The 23920-nt window shown below is 48.1% G+C and carries 20 protein-coding genes; 6 read left to right on the top strand and 14 right to left on the bottom strand.

Annotated elements, in window-relative coordinates; all coding sequences use genetic code 11:
- Positions 1-5 precede the first annotated feature (5 nt).
- The 5 genes from H3H32_RS13375 to H3H32_RS13395 all read right to left on the bottom strand — a co-directional run bounded on the left by H3H32_RS13375 (position 6) and on the right by H3H32_RS13395 (position 6059).
- Positions 6-1154 (bottom strand): hypothetical protein, encoded by a 1149-nt coding sequence (locus H3H32_RS13375; protein WP_240543761.1) that lies wholly within the window; start codon positions 1152-1154, stop codon positions 6-8.
- Entirely contained in the window at positions 1111-2223 is a 1113-nt protein-coding gene (locus H3H32_RS13380; RefSeq protein ID WP_182463182.1) for a hypothetical protein, read from the bottom strand. Before H3H32_RS13380 ends, H3H32_RS13375 begins: the two co-directional genes overlap by 44 nt.
- An 81-nt stretch (positions 2224-2304) precedes the next feature.
- Positions 2305-2616 (bottom strand): Dabb family protein, encoded by a 312-nt coding sequence (locus H3H32_RS13385; RefSeq protein ID WP_182463183.1) that lies wholly within the window; start codon positions 2614-2616, stop codon positions 2305-2307.
- 115 nt (positions 2617-2731) lie between these two features.
- The gene (locus H3H32_RS13390; RefSeq protein WP_182463184.1) at positions 2732-3307 is read right to left on the bottom strand and encodes a YceI family protein; all 576 of its coding nucleotides are present in this window, start codon (positions 3305-3307) and stop codon (positions 2732-2734) included.
- Positions 3308-3425: 118 nt separating this feature from the next.
- Positions 3426-6059, bottom strand: coding sequence for a TonB-dependent receptor (locus H3H32_RS13395; RefSeq protein WP_182463185.1), 2634 nt, complete (start codon positions 6057-6059; stop codon positions 3426-3428).
- Between the two features lie 256 nt (positions 6060-6315).
- Here H3H32_RS13395 and H3H32_RS13400 point away from each other — a divergent pair, with 256 nt between their 5' ends.
- The 4 genes from H3H32_RS13400 to H3H32_RS13415 all read left to right on the top strand — a co-directional run bounded on the left by H3H32_RS13400 (position 6316) and on the right by H3H32_RS13415 (position 10263).
- Positions 6316-7383 carry a sensor histidine kinase gene (locus H3H32_RS13400; protein WP_182463186.1) on the top strand — a complete coding sequence of 356 codons (1068 nt, stop codon included), beginning with the start codon at positions 6316-6318 and terminating at the stop codon, positions 7381-7383.
- Positions 7380-8141, top strand: coding sequence for a LytR/AlgR family response regulator transcription factor (locus tag H3H32_RS13405; protein ID WP_182463187.1), 762 nt, complete (start codon positions 7380-7382; stop codon positions 8139-8141). Before H3H32_RS13400 ends, H3H32_RS13405 begins: the two co-directional genes overlap by 4 nt.
- Positions 8142-8344: 203 nt before the next feature.
- Positions 8345-9448 carry an alcohol dehydrogenase catalytic domain-containing protein gene (locus tag H3H32_RS13410; protein ID WP_182463188.1) on the top strand — a complete coding sequence of 368 codons (1104 nt, stop codon included), beginning with the start codon at positions 8345-8347 and terminating at the stop codon, positions 9446-9448.
- Positions 9448-10263 carry an alpha/beta hydrolase gene (locus H3H32_RS13415; RefSeq protein ID WP_182463189.1) on the top strand — a complete coding sequence of 272 codons (816 nt, stop codon included), beginning with the start codon at positions 9448-9450 and terminating at the stop codon, positions 10261-10263. The genes H3H32_RS13410 and H3H32_RS13415 overlap by 1 nt, the downstream gene beginning before the upstream one ends.
- A gap of 212 nt (positions 10264-10475) precedes the next feature.
- On the opposite strand, the gene H3H32_RS13420 is transcribed toward H3H32_RS13415, so the two are convergent.
- The 3 genes from H3H32_RS13420 to H3H32_RS13430 are packed head-to-tail and all read right to left on the bottom strand — an operon-like array spanning position 10476 to position 14069.
- Positions 10476-12230 (bottom strand): STN and carboxypeptidase regulatory-like domain-containing protein, encoded by a 1755-nt coding sequence (locus H3H32_RS13420; RefSeq protein ID WP_182463190.1) that lies wholly within the window; start codon positions 12228-12230, stop codon positions 10476-10478.
- A 56-nt stretch (positions 12231-12286) separates the two neighbouring features.
- Entirely contained in the window at positions 12287-13345 is a 1059-nt protein-coding gene (locus H3H32_RS13425; RefSeq protein ID WP_182463191.1) for a FecR domain-containing protein, read from the bottom strand.
- Positions 13338-14069 (bottom strand): RNA polymerase sigma-70 factor, encoded by a 732-nt coding sequence (locus tag H3H32_RS13430; protein WP_182463192.1) that lies wholly within the window; start codon positions 14067-14069, stop codon positions 13338-13340. The genes H3H32_RS13425 and H3H32_RS13430 overlap by 8 nt, the downstream gene beginning before the upstream one ends.
- A 188-nt stretch (positions 14070-14257) precedes the next feature.
- On the opposite strand from H3H32_RS13430, the gene H3H32_RS13435 reads away from it, so the two are divergent.
- Entirely contained in the window at positions 14258-16642 is a 2385-nt protein-coding gene (locus H3H32_RS13435; protein WP_182463193.1) for a TonB-dependent receptor, read from the top strand.
- Positions 16643-16717: 75 nt separating this feature from the next.
- Here the strand turns inward: H3H32_RS13435 and murI are convergent, their stop codons facing one another.
- The 5 genes from murI to alaS form a co-directional block, all read right to left on the bottom strand.
- The gene (gene murI, locus H3H32_RS13440) at positions 16718-17545 is read right to left on the bottom strand and encodes a glutamate racemase (protein ID WP_182463194.1); all 828 of its coding nucleotides are present in this window, start codon (positions 17543-17545) and stop codon (positions 16718-16720) included.
- Positions 17546-17547: 2 nt separating this feature from the next.
- Positions 17548-18972, bottom strand: a complete 1425-nt coding sequence (locus tag H3H32_RS13445) for an amidohydrolase family protein (protein WP_182463195.1) — start codon at positions 18970-18972, stop codon at positions 17548-17550.
- Positions 18973-19087: 115 nt separating this feature from the next.
- Positions 19088-19471, bottom strand: a complete 384-nt coding sequence (locus tag H3H32_RS13450) for a type II toxin-antitoxin system death-on-curing family toxin (RefSeq protein WP_182463196.1) — start codon at positions 19469-19471, stop codon at positions 19088-19090.
- The gene (locus H3H32_RS13455) at positions 19471-19665 is read right to left on the bottom strand and encodes a DNA-binding protein (RefSeq protein ID WP_182463197.1); all 195 of its coding nucleotides are present in this window, start codon (positions 19663-19665) and stop codon (positions 19471-19473) included. The genes H3H32_RS13450 and H3H32_RS13455 overlap by 1 nt, the downstream gene beginning before the upstream one ends.
- Before the next feature lie 12 nt (positions 19666-19677).
- Positions 19678-22335, bottom strand: a complete 2658-nt coding sequence (gene alaS / locus H3H32_RS13460; protein WP_182463198.1) for an alanine--tRNA ligase — start codon at positions 22333-22335, stop codon at positions 19678-19680.
- Between the two features lie 185 nt (positions 22336-22520).
- Between alaS and H3H32_RS13465 the strand changes: the two genes are divergently transcribed.
- Positions 22521-22880 carry a MerR family transcriptional regulator gene (locus H3H32_RS13465; RefSeq protein WP_182463199.1) on the top strand — a complete coding sequence of 120 codons (360 nt, stop codon included), beginning with the start codon at positions 22521-22523 and terminating at the stop codon, positions 22878-22880.
- Between the two features lie 17 nt (positions 22881-22897).
- Here the strand turns inward: H3H32_RS13465 and H3H32_RS13470 are convergent, their stop codons facing one another.
- A complete protein-coding gene (locus H3H32_RS13470) occupies positions 22898-23704 on the bottom strand; it encodes a helix-turn-helix domain-containing protein (RefSeq protein ID WP_182463200.1) in 807 nt (268 codons plus the stop codon).
- Positions 23705-23920: the final 216 nt, after the last annotated feature.

Genomic DNA, 23920 nt, shown 5'->3' on the forward strand with positions numbered 1-23920 from the left:
CCTGCTTAACGAACTACAAATCTTAACTCGGCAAATGATTGGGACTTTTTAGATAGTTCTTTACGGGTTATGTCACGATCAAAAAGGCGGTTCAGATTATTGCCCGCGAGATCTTCCAATCGCCCTTCGATTCGGATTCGATACTCTCCTGTTTGGCACGGCACGTCTGGCGTAAATAAGCCCATTTTCTCTTCGTTTCCGATTTGCCAGCTCCCTGCAACCAGTTGCCCAGTGGGTGTGAACACATGCATTGTTTCGCTTAGCAAGCTATAATCAAGCGTTTCACCAAACGCAACTTCCAATGGTTGCACACTTCCTGATTTCGGCGGAGAGATCGTCCATCGAGTTGGAGCGGGGGAAACGCTATCTCGTGAAATCGTCTGGAAGGACTTAGTTATTGACTTCGCCAAGGTGGCTCCCTGTTGATCGGGCCAGGAAGGGGAAATAATGAGCTGGTAGTACTCGCCAGCCTGCAAGGGCGTTCCTAATCGTTTGTTCGGCTGTAAATCGCGTTTGATTCGACCGGGGTCCAGCCAGAGCGTCAGCATCGTCCGGTCGGCATTCCATAGCTCTGGTTGAAGATCCAGAAAGACACCCGACAATGTATCCGTTTTGTTTTTGATTAACGAAACATAATTCAGCGATTGCCCCTCCCGCATCGGCCGGGAGAACTTCAGGTAGATTTTCAGCAGGTTATCCGGCAGCGAATCCTGTGTCGGGTAAATCGCCAGGAGTTCAGGTTTATCGTCAGACGCCAACGTTGGAATAGCCAGTTCGCCGAGCTGGTTATTGCGCAGCCAAACCGTATAGTGTAGTCCGCGGGTGAACGGAATCAATGGCTCAAAAATAACAGCCTCATTACGTTGGCTGATAGCCCCCGCAATAGCCGTCGTTTTTCCTGCCAGCCGTACCACCAGCAATTGACCCAGCGAATCGACTGGCACCGACTGAAGCAACGGCTTAGGTATGGAAATACCCGTAGCCCGTTTGTCTGACCACTGGATTTCGATGCTCGTTTTTTCTGACTGACGACAGTTCAGCAATAAGCCACAAACAAAAAAAATCAGGCTATACATGGTGTATAACCTGATTTTCGCAAACTGGAATTGATTACAAATACCGCTCACTGGAGGTCCAAAGATCAAGGTTGCCATTGGATCGACGTTGCAGTAATACCATTCTTGAGTCATCGAGTTTGTCTAGCTGGATCACGTTTGTAACGGGTAATGAAACGAAATCGACGCCGGCAGTCGCAAAGTTTTCTTCCACCGGTGTGGTCAACGAACCCTGATAGGCTTCAATACTTTTGGCTTTCACCTTAAATACGGGTCGACTCGAATTGGCCATCATCAAAAATGATTCATTCCCTTTTTTCAGAATGACCATATCCAGCGGCTGGTTACCACTCCCCATTTCGGCAACCGTACGACCTTTCACATGACTGCCAGCCTTTAGCTCATCGAGTGGAAACAAAACCAGCGGGGTGCAGGTGTAGCTGGCCAACAAATATTTTTTACCCTTTATCTCCGTCGTTGTAAAGGTCTTGATCGGAGCCATTGTTTCATATCGGCCGTGCGCAGCGTGGTAGATTTCGAGCGAAGCCTGATCCTGCGCCTTGGTAAACGGAAATGGAATACTGCGGAAGGTAGAGCCAAACTGCTGATTCGACAATCCACTCACCAGCAGCTTGCCGTCGGCAAAACCCATATCGGAAATGGACGCAACGCGTAAAGGCTCTCCTCGGCCATCTTTGGCATCTTCGGCCGGGGCGTTGGTTAGCGCCAGCGTTGAGAAGGGAACATCTTTCAACGATACAGGTGTAATTTTATCTCCTTCCACCTTGAGCAATACGGGCGTTCCATCGCTATGTTGCACCGCGCAGTACACAGTCTTCGATTGCGGATTTACGGCAATATCCTGAATGGTGATATTCTTTACCTCCGTACCCAAAAGAGCCGCAATCTTCTGATCAATATTTTTGACATCGACCGCATTGGGTTTCTCGACAAGGTTGGCGTCTTTGGTATCAATCGCAAACACGGTGGCACTCTTTCCATCGCCAATGAATAAGACGCCCTCAGGGCCAAATGTCAAAGCATTGATCGACTTAATGGTCGGTGTTCCAACTTCCAATCCATACTTGCTTTTAGGCGAACGGGTTGTTGTTGCCAGCAATAAAAGGCCAGCACACCCGATGGTCAGCACGGCATATAGTCGTTTCATGTTGATTGAGTTTAGTTTTAAAAGAATACGTTGATTGACAAGGCTAATGTAAGCATAACAACCTGATGTTCAATCACTCTTTTATGAATTTCCAGCAACAGGCTCCAAGGGTTCGTAGTCTATTTCCAGGAAATCCTGTACTGTTGGGATCCAATGCTCCTGTACAAACTGAACATGGGCCGGATGGTTGTTATAGTAAGCATACTTCTCTGCACTATCGAACTCCATAGACAGCCCAAAATTGAAATTGTTTTTCGTTCCAATTTGCTTCAGGCCTTCAAATTTTTGCACGCCAGGTATAGCGGCTAATGCTAACGCAGCCTCGAAAAATGCCTGCTCCTGCAGCGAATCAATTTGATCCTTCAGCTTAAAAACAACGGTATGTCGTATCATAAATTCAGTTAAATTGGCTGTATTTTCTGGCGCGGGTATTTACCCGTGCCAGCTTACAAAAAACGCCCTGACTTGATAAGACACAAGCCAGGGCGTTCTAATGCATATTCATTACTTATTGCTTGGTGAATTCACCGGTAACTTTTAGTTCGATTTCATCACTAACCACCACAACCGGAATTGTACCTACGCCAAAATCAGAGCGTTTCAGGGTACCCGTTACTTTAAAACCAGCTTTTTCCTGCTCTTTGCCGCCCATGCCTTTCGCGGTTACGGGACCATTCATCACAACCGCCAGGGTTACTGGTTTCGTTACACCATGCATGGTCAGGTCACCTACGAGCGTGTACTTTTTACCGTCTACTTTCTTGAACGATGTGCTCTTGAACGTTAGCGTTGGAAACTTCGCTGCATCAAAGAAATCGGGGCTTTTCAGGTGACCATCGCGCCGTTCGTTGTCGGTGCTGATGCTGTTTACGTCAGCCGAAAAAGCAAAGGTAGCATCCGACAGATCGGGTTTTGCCGATGTAATTGTGGCATCGAATGTTTTAAACTTACCATCTACCTCCGACAGCAAATTGTGCGTAACGGTGAATCCTACGCCTGAGTGCGCTTTATCAACTGCCCAGGTTTGTGCATTAGCCGCTGAAAAGGCAAGTAAAGAAGCAACTGTAAATAGAATCGATTTCATGTGTGATTGGAATTGGATTGGTGAAAATTGAATTTAAGCAATATAGTTAACTAATTGATTCTTTGGATTCTGTCGATGCGATCACCACTGATTAGCCGCATCGACAGAATCTAAAAACTTATTTTGGACGTCCACCACCCGCAGGTGCTGCCTGCGGCTGTCCGCCACCATCGCCACCACCTTCACCTTTCACATCGTCGTTACTTACCGAGCGCGACTTCCGGCGATTCTCTTCAAAGGTCATTTTACCGATACGGTAGGTGAACGTTACTTTTAGGTTTGCATTGTACAGGTGGTTAACGTTTACCTGAGTAAGCGTCGGAGAATTCAGGGTAGTGCGCATGGTTACACCATTACCCGCAAAGTTCTCTGCCGCCAGTCCGATGCTGCCCCGTTTGCTGGCCAGATCTTTCCGAACGCCCAGCGAGTACATGTAAAAGCTACCCATCGTTCCCTGCAGTTGTGGGCTTGGTCCCCGGAAAAAGCTGAATACCTGAGCACTCCAGCCCTTATCCAATTGGAGCTGACTCATCAATCGTCCACCAATACTTATGCCAGAATTGTCGATAAGTTGAGTTTTTCCATCAGTACCCTGGGTTGTGCCCTGCATGTACATATAGTAACCATCCAGGCCACCGTTGAGGCTCCATTTCGATGTCAGGTTCGTGTTGAAGAAAATGTTCGTCCCAACCGTACGCTGCACTCCGATATTCTGGAACGTCGTAATAATAGAACCTGCGGCAAAGCCTTGTGCCGTATCACCAGGGATACGAACCTGCGTTATTGCGTTGTTGGTCAACCGGCCAAACACCGAAGCGTTCAGGTACGTTTTCTTGATGGTCGTGCTCAAACTTACTTCAGCGTTATCGGTTAATTCGGGGCTCAGATTTGGGTTACCTTTCGAGATCGTTAACGGGTTAGCCGCATTGACGTTCGGGTTCAGCTGTTGCAGACCCGGCCGTTGGATACGTCGATTGTAACCTGCTTTGAGTGTGGTACCGCCTTTCAACCCCTTCGATACGTTAATACTTGGCACAAGGTTGCTATAGTCCGGAATATTTAATGGCGTATTTTCATTAGCCGTAGCTGTAATGCCCGTATGTTCGTAGCGTGTTCCTACTTTAAAAGTGTATTTGCTTGGTGTTACGTAGGTATACGAGATATAGCCCGCGCCAATGTTCTGACTATAGTTCAACGATCCGGGAGGGTTTGTTTGATCTACAGCCAGTTCTCCTGAGCTACCACTTACCAGATACTGGTAACGGCTATCTACCTGACGCATAATGGCTTTACCGCCAAACTCCAGTAATTGATTTTTCCGGATCGGTGTTTGATAGTCCGACTGAATGGTTATTTCCTGGTTAGTATTATTATTCAGGTTCTGCTGGCGGCCCGTCAGGGCTCCGGTACTGGTGTTCAGCAGGTCGGCGAAGAAATTATTTGTCAGTCCCGTTCGGCTATATTGAGTCGAAATACTCCACTCCTGCTGTGGTTTGAATGTACGAACATAGTCCAGATTCATATCGACCGAGTTTGACAGATCTTTCCGATTTACATCCCGGTCAGTTATGCTCTGTAGCACATTGTCAGAAAACGTGCTGGTCAATTGCTGCTGCTGTTGAACAAAATTGCGGGTGCCATAGCGAACATTGGCCGATAACGACTGGTTCTTAGCCAGGTCATAGTCGAAGCCTAAGGTATACTGACCAAATACTGGCTTATCGAAGGCGGTACCTGCCTGACTGGTTCGCACAGATTGCCCGCCAAACGTTGTTGTCTGATCTAAGGTTGAGGAGGCATGGTTGTACATTGCCCGACCAAATCCACCGAGTGTAATACCCAGCTTTCCTTGCCGATACGAACCGTTCAGGCCCAGGTTAGATGCCCGAAGGCCTGCTCCCGCGTCCACATTCAAGGTCAAGCCATGTAGCGTATTCTTTTTCGTGACGATGTTGATAATACCGGCGGCACCTTCAGCATCGTATTTAGCCGAAGGACTCGTAATTACCTCTACCGTTTTGATCATGTCGGCAGGGATTTGCTTAAGCGCATCGGCTACGCTGGCCGCTACAATTGTCGATGGTTTGTTATTGATCAATACCCGAATGTTGGAACTTCCCCGTAGACTCACGTTGCCATCCAGATCGACCGACAGCATCGGCACGCGTTTCAATACATCCGACGCGTCGCCCCCTTTTGCAGTCATATCTTTATCGGCATTGAACACCAGACGGTCTACTTTCTCTTCAATCAACGCAGCGTTCCCGGTTACAACCACTTCACCCAGCATGCGAACATCGGCAGGCAGTTTCACGGAGCCCAGATTGATATCCGTTCCTTTCGCAATCGTGAACGACTTGGAATCGCGGGTTTTATAACCAATAAATGAGTACTGAAGCCGATACTCGCCCGGTGCTAATTTGGCGAGCGTGAAAGCCCCTTTCGCATCCGATGTTGTCCCATCGACAGGCTTATTGGTTTTCACATTCATGAGAGCGATGGTCGCAAACTCAACGGGTTTCCCGGAAGTTGAATCGACCAGAACACCGGCAATCTTGCCATTACCTTTGGGAGTGTCGTCGGCTACGCCCGTAAACTCGGCTTTTTTACGTCCATTGTCCTGGCCAAAACCACCAGGTCCGCCGGGGCCACCACCTGGAGGGCCGCCAAATTGCGCATAGGCCGTCTGAACAATTGCCAGACCGCTCCAGAGACCAAATGTTAGAAGTCGAAGTATAAGTTGCTTACGCATTGGTATGTAATGATTTCAGATTGATCGTTCAAATCAACTACCGTTCTATCAATCCAAAAAATGCAATAGACTGAGTACTGTAAAACATCGGCAGATAGCCCATTTTAGACGATGAATGGCTAAGTAGTTATACCGACTGAAAAATCAGGCCATTCATCGGTCAAACTAAGCAAGCCATCGGCAAAGTTGGGGGAATCAGCGATTGGCTAAAGGGGTGTCGGAGATTTGCAGTAAACTTGTAGCTTTCCTGACAATTATGGCTGCTACTCTGTTTTCCCGACGCTATGTTCCTGTACTGATCCACGTACTGGGCTGGTTTTTAATGGGCTATCTGCTGTTTTTTTCTCAGTCGTTTAATTCAGACATCCAATTTCCTCGTCTTTTCTGGGTCAGACAGTGCATTTTCTTTGGCCTGATGGTTTGCATTTTCTATTTGAATTCGCAGCGACTGGTTCCCCGGTTGCTTTTGCAGGGACAAACCAGTCAATACATTCTGGCCTTATTTGCCATGATTCTTACCGTGCTGATTCTAGTGGCTTGTGTTGAATTCGGCTTTGATCTAGCCACGAAAATGCACCTCGCTTTCCATCCCGATGGCAAGGGGAAACCTAAACTCTATGGCTGGCTTCAGCCTACCTTGTTTACCATTCTGCTCGTGTTAGGGATTAGCACTAGCATTGCGATGTTGTTAAAATGGCAGGATGATGCGAATCTTCGAATCTCCCTTGAACAGGCGAAAACAACCTCCGAACTCTCGTTTCTGAAAGCCCAGATCAACCCTCATTTCTTTTTCAACACGCTCAACAATATTTACGCGCTCACGTTAATCGATACCGAAACGGCCCGTGAAGCTATCCATCGGCTCTCCCGAATGATGCGCTATGTTCTTTATGAAACTCAGTCGGGTACTACCCTGATGAGTAAAGAGTTATCGTTCGTTAGCGACTATATCCAACTTATGCAGTTGCGCCTGACCGATAAAGTGTCTGTTACGTTCAATACGCCAAACCCATTGCATGACCAGCCCATTGCGCCCATGCTCTTGCTTCCCTTTGTAGAAAATGCCTTTAAACACGGCGTCAGTGCCATGCATCCAAGCCGGATACATATCGCCATCGAACAGGAGCCAAATAAATTATTACTCGATGTTCATAATACATTATTTGTTGAAAAAGCGCCCTCGCTCGAAACAGGAAATGGCATTGGCCTGACCAACACCCGCCGTCGGCTCGATCTACTTTATCCAGGGCAGTACGAACTTCAAATCAATGAGCATACGACCGCTGGCGAATACCATGTACACCTTACCCTTAATCTGGCATGACACTTTCCTGTATTGCGGTAGATGACGAACCGCTGGCTCTGGGCCTTGTCTGTGCGTTCATCGAAAAGACCCCTTTTCTCCAATTAGTCGGCCGATACAGCAGCGCTGTCGAAGCTTTACAGGCATTAATAACGACACCCATAGACGTTATTTTTCTGGATATTCAGATGCCGGATTTAACGGGTCTGGAACTGGCTCGTGTACTGGAACGCAGCAATCGGGGAGCACAAACAACGCGGATCATTTTCACAACCGCCTTCGATCAATTTGCGCTCGATGGGTTCCGGGTTGATGCACTCGATTACCTGCTCAAACCATTCAACTACGAAGAGTTTCTAAGGGCGGCCAGTAAGGCCCGTAATTACTTTGAGCTAGTACAACGTCCTGAATCATCGCCTGTTGTCGCTCCCCAAACCATTCCCATTGACCCTTCGGATGACTATCTGTTCCTGAAGGTAGAGTATCAGTTAGTTCGGGTTGCTTATAATGACATTTTGTATATCGAAGGGCTAAAAGACTACGTAAAAGTCTATCGGCAAAGCGACACTACCAAGCCACTACTCTCGTTAACCAGCCTTAAAACTTTAGAAGAAAAATTACCGACCAAGCAGTTCATGCGCGTGCATCGGTCGTTCATTGTCGCCCTCGACCGAATCAATGCCGTTACGCGCAACTCCGTACAGATTGGCCAAACCATGATTCCGGTTAGCGATCAGTACAAAGACGTTTTCGGTCAGTTCATCAGCCGCTGGTTGTAGTGCTAGCCCAAACAGGCTCTTCCAGTGCTGTCAGCTACTTATAGCTGACAGGGAGGTTTCTCAAAACCTATAGACACAAAGAGTAGGTTTTTAGAAACCTATCGTGTCGGTTATAAGTAACCTACAGTACCTCCGATCTTGTTTGAGCCAACACTAAGTAGGAAGCTATTTGGCATTTCTTTTAAGTAGGTAAAACCACTACTATGAAGGTTGAAGCCGCCATTGCTACCGGGACGGGAAGTTTCCAGATTGATTATATTGACGTTGATGAACCGCAGGGTGACGAAGTGCTGGTTGAGATCAAAGCCGCCGGGATTTGCCATACTGACTTCGACTCGCTTTCCTGGGGAAAACCCATCGTTATGGGCCACGAAGGTGCCGGTATAGTCCGCAGTGTAGGCCCGCTTGTTCAGAAAGTCAAACCGGGCGATTCGGTAATCCTTAACTGGGCCATTCCGTGTGGGCATTGCTTTCAATGCCTGGAAGGCAATCAGCATATCTGCGAAGTAAACTCGCCGGTTACGTCCGGCAATAAAGCCAGTGGCGGTCATGCGGCCCTGGAGCGTACCATCTACAACGGACAACCCATCGAACGATCCTTTAGCCTCGGCACTATGTCGGGAGCTACGGTTGTGCGCGAAGCCGCTGTTGTGAAAACAAACGTTCCTATTCCGTTCTCATCAGCGGCTATTGTCGGTTGTGGGGTCATGACGGGCGTAGGCTCCGTCATGAATGCAGCCCAGGTCAAACCGGGTCGATCGGTGGTTGTGGTGGGAACGGGGGGCGTTGGGCTGAACGTCATACAAGGCGCACGCATTTCGGGAGCCGGGATGATTATTGCGGTCGACGTTAACCCCAATCGTCTGGAAATGGCTGTTCGCTATGGTGCTACCCACACCATTCTGGCCGACCGGGCCGATAAAGGATTAGCCCAGGCGGTCAGTCAAGTTAAACAGTTAACTGGCGGGCGCGGTGCCGATTATGCGTTCGAATGCACTGCAATTCCCGAACTCGGCGCTGTACCATTGGCGATGGTCCGAAACGCTGGCGTTGCCTGTCAGGTTAGCGGAATTGAGCAGGAAATCAGTATCGACATGAACCTGTTCGAGTGGGACAAAATCTACATCAATCCACTCTACGGAAAATGCCGCCCTGAAATTGACATCCCCATCTTGTTGAATTTATACCAGAAAGGGGACTTAATTCTGGATGATCTCATTACCCGAACTTACTCCCTTCACCAGCTCGACACTGCCTTCGACGATATGCTGAAGGGACGCAATGCCAAAGGCGTACTGGTTTTCTGATGGCCTCAACATTTCGAACAATAGAGCTATCAAATCCGGCTTATGAGCAGGATGGCCTCCGCTCCATCACGGTAAAAACGCCAAATCTGAAAGGTCGGGGTGATTTAACCGTCTGGCTTCCCGGTCCTGATTTGATTGGCAACGAGCCTTTACCGCTCGTCATTCTGTTGCATGGTGTTTACGGCAGCCATTGGGCCTGGTCATTGAAAGGTGGCGCCCACCGAACAGCTGAACGATTAATTCGGGAAGGTCGAATTCGCCCGATGATGCTGGCTATGCCTTCCGATGGTCTTTGGGGCGATGGCAGCGGTTATTTGCCTCATAATAGCTCTGATTTTGAGCGATGGATCGTTGATGATGTACCGCAAGCAGCGGCAGCCGCATTGCCTCCTGATCAAGCGGCCATCTTTCCATCTCAGCTATTTATCGCGGGCTTGTCGATGGGTGGCTTTGGGGCTTTACGATTGGCCGCTAAATACCCTGAACGATTTAAAGCCGTTTGTGGGATGTCATCAATTACGCACGTAGATCAACTTCCCCTTTTTGTCGAAGAGCCACTCAGCTCGTACAGACAAGCCAATTCCGTTGACGAATCTGTACTTGACTTAATGGTACAAAATCGGGCGAAACTCCCGCCAATTCGGTTTGATTGTGGTACGAACGATTTGTTGATCGAACACAATCGTATCCTGCATCGGGGTTTATCGGAGCAAGGCATAGCACACCAATATGTCGAATATCCTGGGGGACATGAATGGCCCTATTGGGAAGAACACCTTGCCGACGCGCTGCTGTTTTTTGCCTCTACTGTCTAATTGATTGAGTTGAATTAATTGACGAATTGGGCCTTCCGGTATCCTCGGCCTGTGAACCTTTGTTCGGCGTAGTCTCTGGACTACGAAGTGGTGTTATCCGGTCTCCGACCGGCTTTTCTAGATTATTACATCCCGGTTAGAGACCGGATAACGCTCGAACGTAGTCCATACTACTTCAACAGAGTGATTCAGTTGAATTAAACAGAAGACGCCTACAAATTACTATACCGTAACCCAACCTGAAAACCAACCCAGCCCCAATTATGCGTAGCATTCGAAATGTCGTTACGGCCAGAAATAAGGGCCACCTCAGGTTGTAGCAATGGTTTAGTGGTTCCATCGTTACTGAAATACCAGTTGGCCGATGGTCCGAATGCCAGCGACAGATGCGGGCTAAATTTTGTTTCGATCAGCGTACTCAATCGAACCTGATTATTCCAGCCGTCATTCCTGGTCGCTTTATCGAAATAAAACAGGTGATGATAGGTTCCTTCTACACTAAGGAATGTAGCGCGCGATAAGCCAAAGGCGCTTCCAAGCCCATAACCTGCACTCAATCGGGGGCTTCCTACCCGGTCGAAACTGTGCCCTGCTGAAAGGATATTGTATAGTCTTCGCATACCCGTCCGAATCGTGACGTTTAGTAAATTGACTTCATTGGCCGCTACTTCCAGGCTCTGATAACCGCCTTTACGCACATAACTTAGTAAGCCAATTGGAACGTTGCCTACCGTATCGGCAATGTTGACCAGCCCAATCTGATGCCCCAATGTTACGCGATGAGCCCGATTCAAAATACCGCTAATCTGCCAACCCCTCACATCCCGATGCGCATAATTGACTAAACCCGCGAGTTGAAGCCCGTCGACGGATAAGCCAGCGGTGTTTACTAAACCGCCGATCTGCACACCATTCAGGTTTTGATTGGCATAGTTAACCAGCCCTCCAAGCTGTACGCCCTTAAGCTTACCGCCTACCAGGTTAGCCAGTCCACCCGCCTGAAATCCCTGCACATCCGTACGGACAAGGTTCATTAAACCGCCTAGTTCAAATGCACGCACACCAAATGAATAACCAACCAGCATATTCACGGAAACACGATTACTGATTCGTCCGCTCAATCGATGGTTAGTTCCAATGAACGGTAGAAACGACACCTGCCAATCGCGGTAGAGTGTGTCGCGGTTTAAGTTGGCATCGTGAATAATCTGTTGAGCGGAAACAAAAACGCGCGTGATTCGTGTAAGACCCTGATCCAGAACAGAGACGGGTCGTTGTTGAACCGTTGTATCGGGCGAAACCGCTGGCATTTCAACCGGCACAGCAGCCAATGTCCCTATTGATCGTGTTGTATCTTCCGTGATGCGTATGGGCAACGTTTCCAACGGCATACGGGCAGGTATGGGCGTCATTCGGATACTGAGCGAATGCGTACTTCTCGATCTAATCAAAACCGTTTCGCCCACATACGCCTGTTTCCGAACATCCAGTCGTACCGCTGGCAAGTCGGTCGCCAAGCGAAGCCGGTAGTAACCAAATGGGTTGCTGACGGTCGACGCCAGGGTTGTCTTTTCGAAAATACTGACCTGTGCTATGCGTTCGCCCGTTTGTTCGTCCAGAATATACCCGTCGAGCAGGAAGTTTTTGGGCGTTGGGTCAGGCGCTTCAGCCCGAACCAAGATAACGTGATTGCCTCGTGACTTGAAGGATACCTGATTCTGAAACAATCGATTAAGTATGTCACGGACAGGCGTATTGACCAAGCGTAAGGTCACTACAGCGTTTGCATTGACACGATCTGGATTGTACGAAAACTCAAACCGTCCGGCGCTACTAACCTGATGAAGGGCACTTTCGATTGTGGCATTTCGAATATCTACCGAAATAACCCGATCGAGCGGAGGAACCGATTGAGCAAAAAGGCTGGCATTGACAAGTAGGAAAACAAAAATGAGAACATAGCGCATGACGGTGTATTCTGATGAGTTTAGAGCAAGACAGTTATCTTGATCCTTACCCCTATTCATCGGCACCCAGTACCGTCTAAAATTACCTGCCTTCCTTCATGACGAACATGCAGGCTGAGCGTTTCGGCAGTAACGGCCAGCACATCGTCCAGCGACGTTTTATCGAATCGGGTAGTCAGACGGCAGTTACCCAGCTGGTCGTTTGCCAGTCGGACATCGGCATTATAAAACTGATTAATCGACTGAATTACATCACGCAACGGTTCATTGTCGAAAACAAGCTGACCTGTTTTATAGGCAAATACATTCGGCGACAGTTGCGTCATTCGACGAATTGTGTCACCCGATTCCTCAAACGTTGCCTGCTGATTTTTGGTCAGTAGAACCTTATTTCGCCCTCTGGAAAAACGCACTTTCCCCGTCCGAACGGCCACGCTTACGTTATCATCATAAGCCCGAACGCTAAACGACGTACCCAGCACTTGCACAACACTTTTGCGGGCATCGATCCGAAATGGACGGCTGGCATCGGGCGTAACCTCAAAAAAAGCTTCCCCCACTAAGGTTACCTCTCGTCGATCATCGGCGAAAGCGACGGGGTAGGTTAGTATCGAATGGCTATTCAGTAAAATATGGGTGCCATCGGGTAAGGTTTTGCTGATTTTCTGATTATTGGTTACCAGTGTTACCACGCCCTCAGCCGGGTGCCGATGACTCATCGTTCTGAATTTGTACAGCAATCCACCAAAACTCGCCACCAACGCCAGCACAGCCGCTACCCGAAGAATTGTCTGATTCCAGTCTCGATACGATTTAGTAGACTGAACCGGCAACGGCTTGATGATCGGTTCATTGCGGGAAACAGGATTCCGATCGGTTGTTCGCATCTTCTGCCGAACCGATCGCCAGGCGGCATCGGTATCTACTTCCGTTTTATTGGGTTCGGCAGCCTCCCAAAGTCGTTCGAACCGGCCAAAATCGTCTTGACTCGTTTCTGCTTGATTGTCCTCGCGACGAGCCAGCCACGCCCGTACCCGCGCCGATTCAGCTGGATCGGTTTCACCCGCCAGAAACTTGCCCAGCAGGGCATCATCTATAGGTTGCTGATCAGACATGACTTACGATTGCTAATGAATAATGTAAAATGGATAATGCGAAATGAGCAGTTATCAGTAAAGCAAGCAAGTCTATATGGAAAAGCCGGCCTACATTATCCATTAGCCATTGTACATTATTCATTATCACAACGGCAACGGGCAAATACTCGCTCAATTCAGTACGTAAAATACGAAGTGCCTTTCCAATCTGATTCTCAACCGTTTTGATGGAAATGCCCAATTGGTCGGCAATCTCTCCGTATTTCAGTTCCTCAAATCGGCTTAGTGTAAACGCCAATCGACACTGTTCAGGCAACTTTTGAATCGCCCACTGAATCTGGACCGACAGTTCATTGCCAAGCAATGTCTGCATGGGCGATTCAGCTGTGGTGTCACCCAGATAACGGGTATACTCCCGATGCTCTTCCCGAACCGATGCGTGTTTTAGTCGATTCAAACACCGGTTATGCACCGCCCGATACAGGTAGGATTTCAACGAAACGGTAATGTACAAGTCTTCCCGTTTTTCCCAGACGGACAAAAACATGGCTTGTACTTCTTCTTCGGCTTCATCAGTGTCGGGCAACAGCTGTCGGGCGTAACGGCACAGCGCTGCATAGTACTGCCGAAAAACCGACTCAAATGCCCGCTCATTTCCGTCTCGGATGGCCGAAAGTATATCCTGCTCAATCGGTGGCACGGCTGTAGGCTTGTGGATGATAGGAGGTTGCAAAGCTATCATTTTTCGCTAAACACACGCTTGGTTAGCTCTATGACAACTAACCTGCACCTTACCCCTATCTAGTACAAAACTTTTTTATAGTAGCGCGGACATCCTGTCCGCGCTACTATAAAAAATCAACAACCAATGCATAGGGGCAATTGACAAACTGGCTGTCAGGTAAGCAAACCATCACAATCCTGTCAATCATGTCCAGCCACCAGCGCTTATTAATTCTCTGCCTTTTTCTATTCTCACCGTTCGTTTACGCGCAATCACTAACCCAAACTATCCGGGGCACGGTCGTTGATCAGAGCCTGCAAACGCCACTCCCTGGGGCTACTGTTGTTATTCTCGGCAACTCACCAACCCGAGGGGTCAGTACAGATGCCAGTGGCCAATTCCAGTTTTTACAGATCCCAGTTGGTCGACAAACCCTGCAAATTAGTGTTGTTGGCTATAAAACGACAACGCTCCAGAATATCACCGTCGATGCGGGGAAGGAATTGGTACTAACCATCGCGCTCGAAGAAGCTGTTAGTCAATTATCGGAAATAACCGTAAAGCCGACGATTGAAAAAGACAAGCCAATCAATGAAATGGCAGCCGTTTCGGCCCGAACGTTTTCGGTTGAAGAAACTCAGAAATTTGCAGCAGCCGTGAACGATCCCGCTCGTATGGCAACAGCCTATGCTGGCGTTGTTGGGGGCGACGATGGCGGCAACTATATTGTCATTCGTGGCAATGCCCCCAATGGCCTTTTATGGCGAATGGAAGGGGTCGAAATTCCAAATCCCAATCACTTCTCCAATCTGGGTTCGGCTGGTGGAGGCATTTCTATTCTGAGCGCCCAATTACTAGCCAATTCCGATTTCCTAACAGGCGCTTTTCCCGCCGAATATGGAAATGCCCTCTCTGGTGTATTCGATCTGAAATTACGACGGGGCAACAACACCAAGCGGGAATACACTGTGCAAGCCGGTGTACTCGGATTGGATATAGCCGCCGAAGGGCCTATTGCCAAAAACTACAAGGGTTCGTTTTTGATTAACTATCGTTACTCAACTCTGGGACTGCTCTCAAAGCTGGGAGTCAATATTGGAACAGGAGAAAGTGTATTTCAGGATTTATCGTTCAATTTATATCTGCCCACCCGAAAAGTCGGCACGTTCACCTTCTTCGGTTTTGGCGGACTCAGTAGTAGCAAAGTCAACGCCCCAGCCGACTCCAGCAAATGGGTAACCGACTACGATCAATACAATGACAATTTTCAATCAAATACGGGTGCCGCTGGGCTAACACACGCCTTATCAATTGGTCGGAAAGCCTTACTCAAAACGGTAATACTAGCCTCTGGCTATGAAAATAGGGATCGAACTGAACTGCTGGACCCCGCCAAAGAATACTCGGCCTCGGAGCGGGAGAACGATGCCTTCCTCACCCAAAAGCGTATTCTATCGACCACGTTGACCTATAAACTCAATGCTCAGCACACATTCCGAACCGGCTTAATTGGCACACAGTTGCTGTACGATCTGAATCAAAAATCCTGGGATTCAGAACAGCAGCAAGTATTAACACAGGTTCGGGTTAGCGATCAAACCAGTACACTACAGGCATTTGGTCAGTGGAATTATCGACTATCGGAGCAATTAACGATCAACGCCGGGCTGCACTATCTTCGTCTGAACCTCAACAACACCTCGGCGCTGGAACCACGTGGTTCTATTCGCTGGGCATTCTCAGCCAATAAATCCATTAGTCTGGGCTACGGCTTGCATAGCCAGTTGCAGAATCCAGCAGTCTATTTTGTACTTCCAACCGATCAGTCGGGTAGTCCAGTTACGTCCAATCGAAACCTGAGTTTTACCCGCTCCCATCATTACGTGCTAGCCTATGATCAACGATTGAACAGCCACAGTGATGGAGCGCCACTACGCTTGAAAGTGGAAACGTATTACCAGCATCTGTTCAACATTCCGGTGAGTGCCGGTCAACGCGACGCCCTTGCAAGTATCAATCGATTCGATGGGTTCACTGACCGAGCGCTGGTCAACGCAGGTATTGGCCGGAATTATGGGCTTGAGTTAACGCTGGAACAATTTCTTCGTCGGTCGGCGTCGGGCAATAGTTTTTATTTTCTACTCTCCTCATCGCTCTACAATTCGGAATATCAGGGGTCGGATAGGGTTTGGCGAAATACGCGCTGGAATGGCCGCTTCGCCGAAAGCCTGCTGGTGGGTAATGAGTGGGTGTCAGGTTCCAATGTATTTGGCTTAAACCTGAAACTGAGCTACTATGGAGGTTATCGTGACACACCGGTTGACATCGCCGAATCCAAACGGCTGGGAGAAACGGTGTACGTAGATAATCAATCGTTTACGGAACAATTGCCCGATTATTTCCGGCCCGACATCCGACTCAGCTGGAAGAAAAATCGACTCAATTCAACCCGAACGCTTTCACTGGATTTGCAGAATGCCATCAATCGGCAAAACAGTTATAACCACTATTTCGATCCAGCCAGCGGTACAGTTAAATCGTATTATGCGACGGGGTTGATACCGGTATTGAGTTATCGAGTTGTGTTTTAAGTAGCGCGGACATCCTGTCCGCATCGCTTCAATCTAAATTGTAGAGATAATAGCTATGCGGACAGGATGTCCGCGCTACAATGCCAAGTGCCCTGATTGCACAGGCTGCCCATAAAAAATGGTAGCCTGTCGGTCGAAGTCATCGGTAGAGTCGGTTGTCAGAAAAGTGCGCTTCCCATGCTTGCTACACTGCGCTTCGAGCTCGGGGTGGCGTTGTAAATAATCGGCTAAACTCTCGGCAACAATGCGTCCCTGACTCAGAATCGTCGTGCCCACTGGTGCTGCCTGCCGGATTTTATCGATCAGGAGTGGGTAGTGTGTACAGGCAAGCAGAATCGTATCAATATCAGGGGATTGAGCTAGTAATCGATCAATATGTTGTCGAACAAAATAGTCGGCCCCCGGACTGGCGTATTCGCCGTTTTCGACCAAAGGCACCCACATTGGGCATGCTTCCTGATAGACGTTCAGGTTTGGAAAGAACTTCTCAATTTCAACCAGATACGATTCTGAGGTGACAGTTCCCCGCGTAGCCAAAACACCCACCTCACCCGTTTTGGAATAATTGCCGATGACTTCGGTGGTGGGTCGTATTACGCCCAGCACCCGTCTGTCTGGCGCAAGCGTTGGCAAATCAAGCTGCTGAATATTACGCAAGGCTTTGGCCGATGCGGTATTACAGGCCAAAATTACCAAACGGCAACCCTGATCGAACAAGTGACGGACGCATTCGAGCGTGTAGTGATAAACCGTGTCGAATGAGCGGGTACCATAAGGCGTTCGAGCGTTATCGCCGAGGTAAACGTAATCGTATTGAGGTAATTTCTGAACAATTTCGCGCAGAACAGTCAGGCCGCCATAGCCGGAATCAAATACACCGATGGGTTGTGAGAATACTGACATGCTTACTTGCTAGCTTTCTTTTTTGCGTCGGCCAGCAACCCATCCAACGCCTTTCGATCGTACACGGTTCCGCGCAGAATGACGGTATTAATCGCCTGCGTGGCACTAATGTTCTCGAGCGGATTCTTATCCAACACAACAATATCGGCACTTTTCCCGGGGGCAATATCGCCATACAAAGCGGTCTTGTTTAAAAACACAGGTCCCGGAATAATGGCCGATTGCAACGCTTGTAGGGGCGTCAATCCGGCTTTCACGAAATAGCCAAGTTCATGATGCAGGCCCAGGCCCGGATACACGTAAGAGTTCAGAAATCCAGCGTCGGTTCCAGCCATGATCGTCACACCCGCTTTATGAAGTAGCGGAAGCAAAGCCGCCGATTTCTCATAAACGGCATGGCGTTCGGCAATGGCTTCTGGCCCATCTTTCGCCACCCGGCTCACCCGCCAGGAGTAGGTATTTTTAAGCCCCTGACCGATGTATTGCAGGTAGCTATCTTTCTGGTGATTATCCTGATCCAGATACGCTACAGTACGGCTGATGTTTAACGTAGGCACAACGATTGTACCGTTTTTAGCCATTCGACCATAAACCGCCAACGCAGTTGTTTCATCAAAACTTTGGGCAACTATCGGCGATGCCAATCGGGCAGTTAGCTGACCTGACCTAACTTTGTCGGCCACCTCCTTGTCGCGCGTTGAGCCTGCTTTGAGAACATAACTCATGTGTTCCACCGAACCTAAACCTGCCGCAGAAACCTCGTCCATCGTCAGGGCAAAGGGCACGTGCCCCGAGGTTTTCATACCGCGCTTTTTGGCTTCCTGCAAAATGTAGAGATAGATATCCGGCTTGATCGCATTATCGGTGATCTTCACAAAATCAACCTTCAATCCTTGCAATGAATCAAGCATTTTGTCGACTTCGGCATTTGTGCTCACTTCAATATCGCCTACCCAACTCGATTTATAGCCTTCCAACTTAGGGCCAGACGTAAACAGTGTTGGCCCCATCAATTCACCTTTTGCAATCTGATCGCGCCATTTTAATACGCTTGGACTCAAATCGGCAGCAGCATCGCGAATGGCCGTAATCCCATGTGCAATGTAAAGTGGGAAGAGGTTTTTGTTTTCCTCAATCAAGGTATCCCCACCACCAAAATGAACGTGCATGTCCCACAGACCCGGAATGATGTATTTTCCGCTCGCATCGATCGTCTTTTTCGCCTGAAAATTCTTGAGTTGGGCTTCATCGAACACACCCACAATGGTCTTACCACGAGTAGCAATGATTTTCTTCGTCAGAATGCTGCCCGTTTTTACATCAATCAGGTTCCCTGATTTGATCAAAAGATCGACGTTTTGTTTTTGGGCGTGAGCTATATTGATTGTTACAAGCAGTATAAAAAGCGCAAGCAGTAGGTTTCGCATGGAGGATTAACGGTAAGATTAGAAATAAAACTTCCCGAAAGTTTAGGCTTTCGGGAAGTTAGAACTCAGCATATTAATGATTTAGTAGACACTATAACAACAAGCAAGTCGTTTTTTAAGCTGCCTTTATATTTTGACGAAGCCAGTCTGTAAACTCCTCTCGACTTAACGTTCCGTCAGCAACTTGTAGGATAATTTTCTCCTGCTCATCAACACTAGCAGCAATTTCGAACCCATTTAGGATCAAAACCACTTCCATCACGGCATGGCCAATCCGCTTATTTCCGTCGACAAATGGGTGATTGCAGATTAACAAATAGCCAGCCAAAGCAGCTTTATCAACGAGTGTTGGATAAAGCTGCTGGCCATCAAAGGTCGCAAAAGGCTGAATCAAAGCAGATGCAATGGCATCCCTATTTCGAACACCTAAACTCCCGCCCGATTGCAGAATAATTCGTTCATGCAACGAAAGTGCATCAGTGAGAGATAGAAATACCATTAAGCTAGCCGTTCGTACAAGGCTCTATTTTTAGCCAGAACATAATCCATTGCACGCTCCTTTTCAGATGATTGAGCTAAAATTGTCTCAATCGTTTGCTTCAACAGCTCTTCAATCGTAAGATTTTCCGATTCAGCCTTCGATTGCAAAGCCGATACTTGTTGATCGGGCAATGTCAGTTGGATAGTTGTCATAACAGGTCTAGTTTACCCCAATAACGCTTTCCCTTGTGCCAACGCAGCATCCAGTCCCGATGAATCGGAACCGCCTGCCGTAGCGAAAAATGGCTGGCCACCGCCACCACCTTTGATGTTTTTCGCCAGCTCTTTCACTACCTGACCAGCATTCAGATTTTTACCCTGAATCAATGAATCGGGTAGCATCACGGCTAGTTGTGGCTTGCCATTGATATCAGCGCCAAGAACAACAGCCAGGTTGTCTACTTTCGCTTTCAGATCATACGTCAGTTGTTTCAGGGCATCCGCATTCGGAACGTCGACCCGCTCAACTAGACGAGAATGCCCATTTACAACCTCTACTTTATCCAGCAGTTGATTTTTCAGTTGCTGAACTTTCTCATTCTGCAACGCTTCTACCTGCTTCTGTAAGGCAGTCCGTTCATCAAGCAACGCCTGAACGGCTTTAACAATATCTTTAGGCGCTTTCAGTAAGTCTTTCAACTCACTTACTACAGCCATCTGTTCGTTAATCAAGGCTTCGGCACCCGCCGACGTTTTGGCCTCAACCCGACGAATACCCGTCGATACAGACCCTTCGCCCGTAAACTTGAACAGGCCAATATGTCCCGTAGCTGGCACGTGTGTACCCCCACAAAGTTCAACCGAGTAGCTAGGATCGAACGTGATTACACGCACAAAATCACCGTATTTTTCGCCGAACAGGGCCGTTGCGCCTAATTCTTTGGCTTGTGCGATGGGGACATTCCGCTTCTCATCGAGCTTGATATCTTCACGGATTTTCTCGTTTACGATACGCTCCACTTCGGCCAACTGCTCGTCGGTCACTTTGGTAAAGTGCGAGAAGTCGAAGCGCAGGGCATCAGGGCCAACGTACGAACCTTTCTGACCAACGTGTGTTCCTAACACTTCGCGCAACGCCGAATGCAATAGGTGCGTAGCCGAGTGGTTGCTGGCAATCAGACCCCGACGAGCGTTGTTGATAACAGCATACACCGTATCCGCTTCGGTTAGTAGGTCGTCAATACCGGTCACGTCCTGAACAATGTGAATACTCAGATCATTTTCTTTCCGGGTATCCAGCACCGTTAACGTGCCAATCTGGTCCGAACCTTTGAACAGTTCGAGTACGCCCGTATCGCCAATTTGTCCACCGGATTCAGCGTAGAACGGCGTTTTATCCAGTACGACCTGAACCTGAGTCCCCTGCTTGTTCTGAATTTTCCGATACTTCACCACATGGGCATAGGCTTCAGGCTGGTCGTAACCCACAAATTCAACTTTATCGGTTTCGGCCAATTCGATCCAGTCACCAGCAGACGACGTTGCATCTTTCCGCGAACGGGCTTTCTGCACCTGTAGGGCTTTCTGGAAACCGACTTCGTCAATGCTCAATCCTTTCTCACGGGCAATCAGGGCCGTTAAATCAGCTGGGAAGCCAAAAGTGTCATTCAGTTCGAATACCGTTTCGCCCGGAATTTCTTTGGTGCCTTTGCCGCTCAAGTCGCTAATGATCTGATCTAATCGGCCCAAGCCTGTTCCCAGTGTCCGTAGGAAAGCAATTTCTTCTTCCCGAATAACCGTTGCCACGAAATCACGCTGAGCGTTCAATTCGGGGAAAACATCGGCAAACTGCATGGCTAGCGTAGGCACGAGTTTGGTCATGAATGGTTCGGTCAGGTTCAGGTACGAATAGCCATACCGGATTGCCCGACGCAGAATCCGTCGGATCACATAGCCTGCTTTCGAATTAGACGGTACCAAGCCGTCAGCAATGGCGAACGACACGGCCCGAATGTGGTCAGAAATAACGCGCATCGCTACATCGGCCATACCGGTTCCGGCACTGTATTTCAGGCCCGACAGTTCTTCGATTACGTGAATCGTACCCGAGAAAACGTCGGTATCGTAGTTTGATCGTTTCTGCTGAATGGCCATGCACAACCGCTCGAAGCCCATACCGGTATCGACGTGCCGGGCAGGCAGCGGCTCCAGCGAACCATCGGCTTTACGGTTGAACTGCATAAACACGAGGTTCCAGATTTCAACTACCTGTGGGTGATCGGCGTTGACGAGTTCTTTACCGGGCTTCTCGGCAATCTCTTCTGGCGACCGCAAATCCACGTGAATTTCGGAACAGGGGCCACAGGGACCGGTATCCCCCATTTCCCAGAAGTTGTCTTTTTTATTCCCGTAAATAATCCGGTCTTCGCCAACAATGGGTTTCCACAAATCGAACGCTTCCTGATCGAACGGAACGTTGTCTTTATCATCACCCTGGAAAACGGATACATATAGCCGATCTTTCGGCAGTTTATACACGTCCGTTAACAGCTCCCAGGCCCAGGTAATCGCTTCTTTCTTGAAATAATCACCAAACGACCAGTTACCGAGCATTTCGAACATGGTATGGTGATAGGTATCGAACCCTACATCTTCCAGATCGTTATGTTTACCCGACACCCGCAAACACTTCTGCGTATCGGCAACCCGTTTGGCTGGTGGTGTCCCGTTGCCGAGGAAAAAATCTTTAAACTGCGCCATGCCTGAGTTATTGAACATCAGGGTGGGGTCGTTTTTGGCAACAAGCGGAGCCGAAGCAACAATCAAATGTTGTTTTGAGCGGAAGAAGTCGAGAAAATGCCGACGAATTTCGTGGGAAGTCATTTTTATTGCGGTTGTAGACCGTGTGATATTTGACGTTTGAAGTTTGTAGTTCGAAGTTGGCTGACGCGAGAATCACTAATGCGGCAACCAACTTCGAACTACAAACTTCAAACGTCAGACTACGTTAATTCAGCAAAATTACGGTAAAACTTGCAGGTTTAGCCGAACGTCAGCAAGTTTGTGATATGGAAGGTTCTGGTAAATTGTATTATGGCATTAAGGAAGTCGCCGATATGTTCGGCATTAATGCCTCTAAACTGCGTTATTACGAAAAGGAATTCCCTACACTTCAGCCTAAGAAAAACCGCTCTGGTGATCGGGTGTACACGCAGGAAGACATTGACCACCTTACCGAAATTCTGGATTTAATTGATCGCCAGAAATATACGCTTCCCGGTGCGCGCGAATTTTTAAAAGCCAAACTGGAACGACGTCAGGAAAACGCCCGCTACATCGCCAAATTGAAAAAGATAAAATCATTTATGGTGGAGTTACGCGAAGCGTTGGATAAGTCGCAGGAAACCACCAAAGAGACTGAGGAGTAAGCAATTGAGTCAGCTTCCTAAACTTTCGAAGGCGCTAAGCCGTACATTTTTTTAAAGGCAAATGAAAAATGGGATAGGTCTTCAAAGCCTAACTCCAGGTACACCTCCGACGGGGCCTTTCCTTTTTCTTTGATCAGATAATAGGCTTCCTGTAGCCTTTTTTGGAGTAGCCATCGACTCGGCGATACATGAAATATCTTTTCAAAATCCCGCTTAAACGTTGCCAGACTTCGCCCTGTCAAGTAGGCAAATCGTTTTAATTCCACGTTGAAGTGAAAGTTTTTGTTCATGAAGCTTTCCAGGTCTAACTTACCCGGCTCCGAAAAATCAAACAAAATGTGCCTTAATTCCGGGTTAGCCTGTAAAATGATTAAAATTGCTTCTTTCAATTTTATAGCCTGTAGGTTTTCATTTACGGCTTGATTCTCCTGCAAATAAGGCAGCAACGAATCCATAAAGCTCTTGTACAATGCATGCGGCTTTAGCTCCAGAATGGCATCGGTTTCCTGATGAGCCTCGGCTTTATAACCATATTCAATACTGAACTTGCGTAAGGTCTCCTGATCGAGATAAATGGACAGCGACTTAAACTCACCATTTTCGGGTGGCTGTTTGAAGAATTTCACGAGGTGGTTCCTACGACTAAACCGAAAATCACCTTCCTTAAATACATAGTCTTTCAGTCCGTCCGTCATGGTGAGTGTACCAGCAATCTGGTAGCTAAACACATGTTCCGAAATGAACTGCTCCCCTTCCCTGCTACGGGTGTAGTAACAGGAATAGACGATTTTCGACGGCGGCTTAGTTTCTGCCAGTGTAATCATAAGACTCTCTTTTTGACAGGGTTTACAAGATTAACAGGATGGTTAGAATCGAGTCTGTTAATCTTGCCAGACTTCGTAAAACTGAATTTGTTTTTTGTCATTTCGACGCAGGAGAAATCTCAAGTTTGTGTATTGGTCAGGCTTGAGATTTCTCCTGCGTGGAAATGACAAAAAAGCTATAAAAGGGTCAATATAAATGGCTTCAGAATCAATAAA

It is taken from the genome of Spirosoma foliorum (assembly GCF_014117325.1).
Lineage (GTDB): Bacteria > Bacteroidota > Bacteroidia > Cytophagales > Spirosomataceae > Spirosoma > Spirosoma foliorum.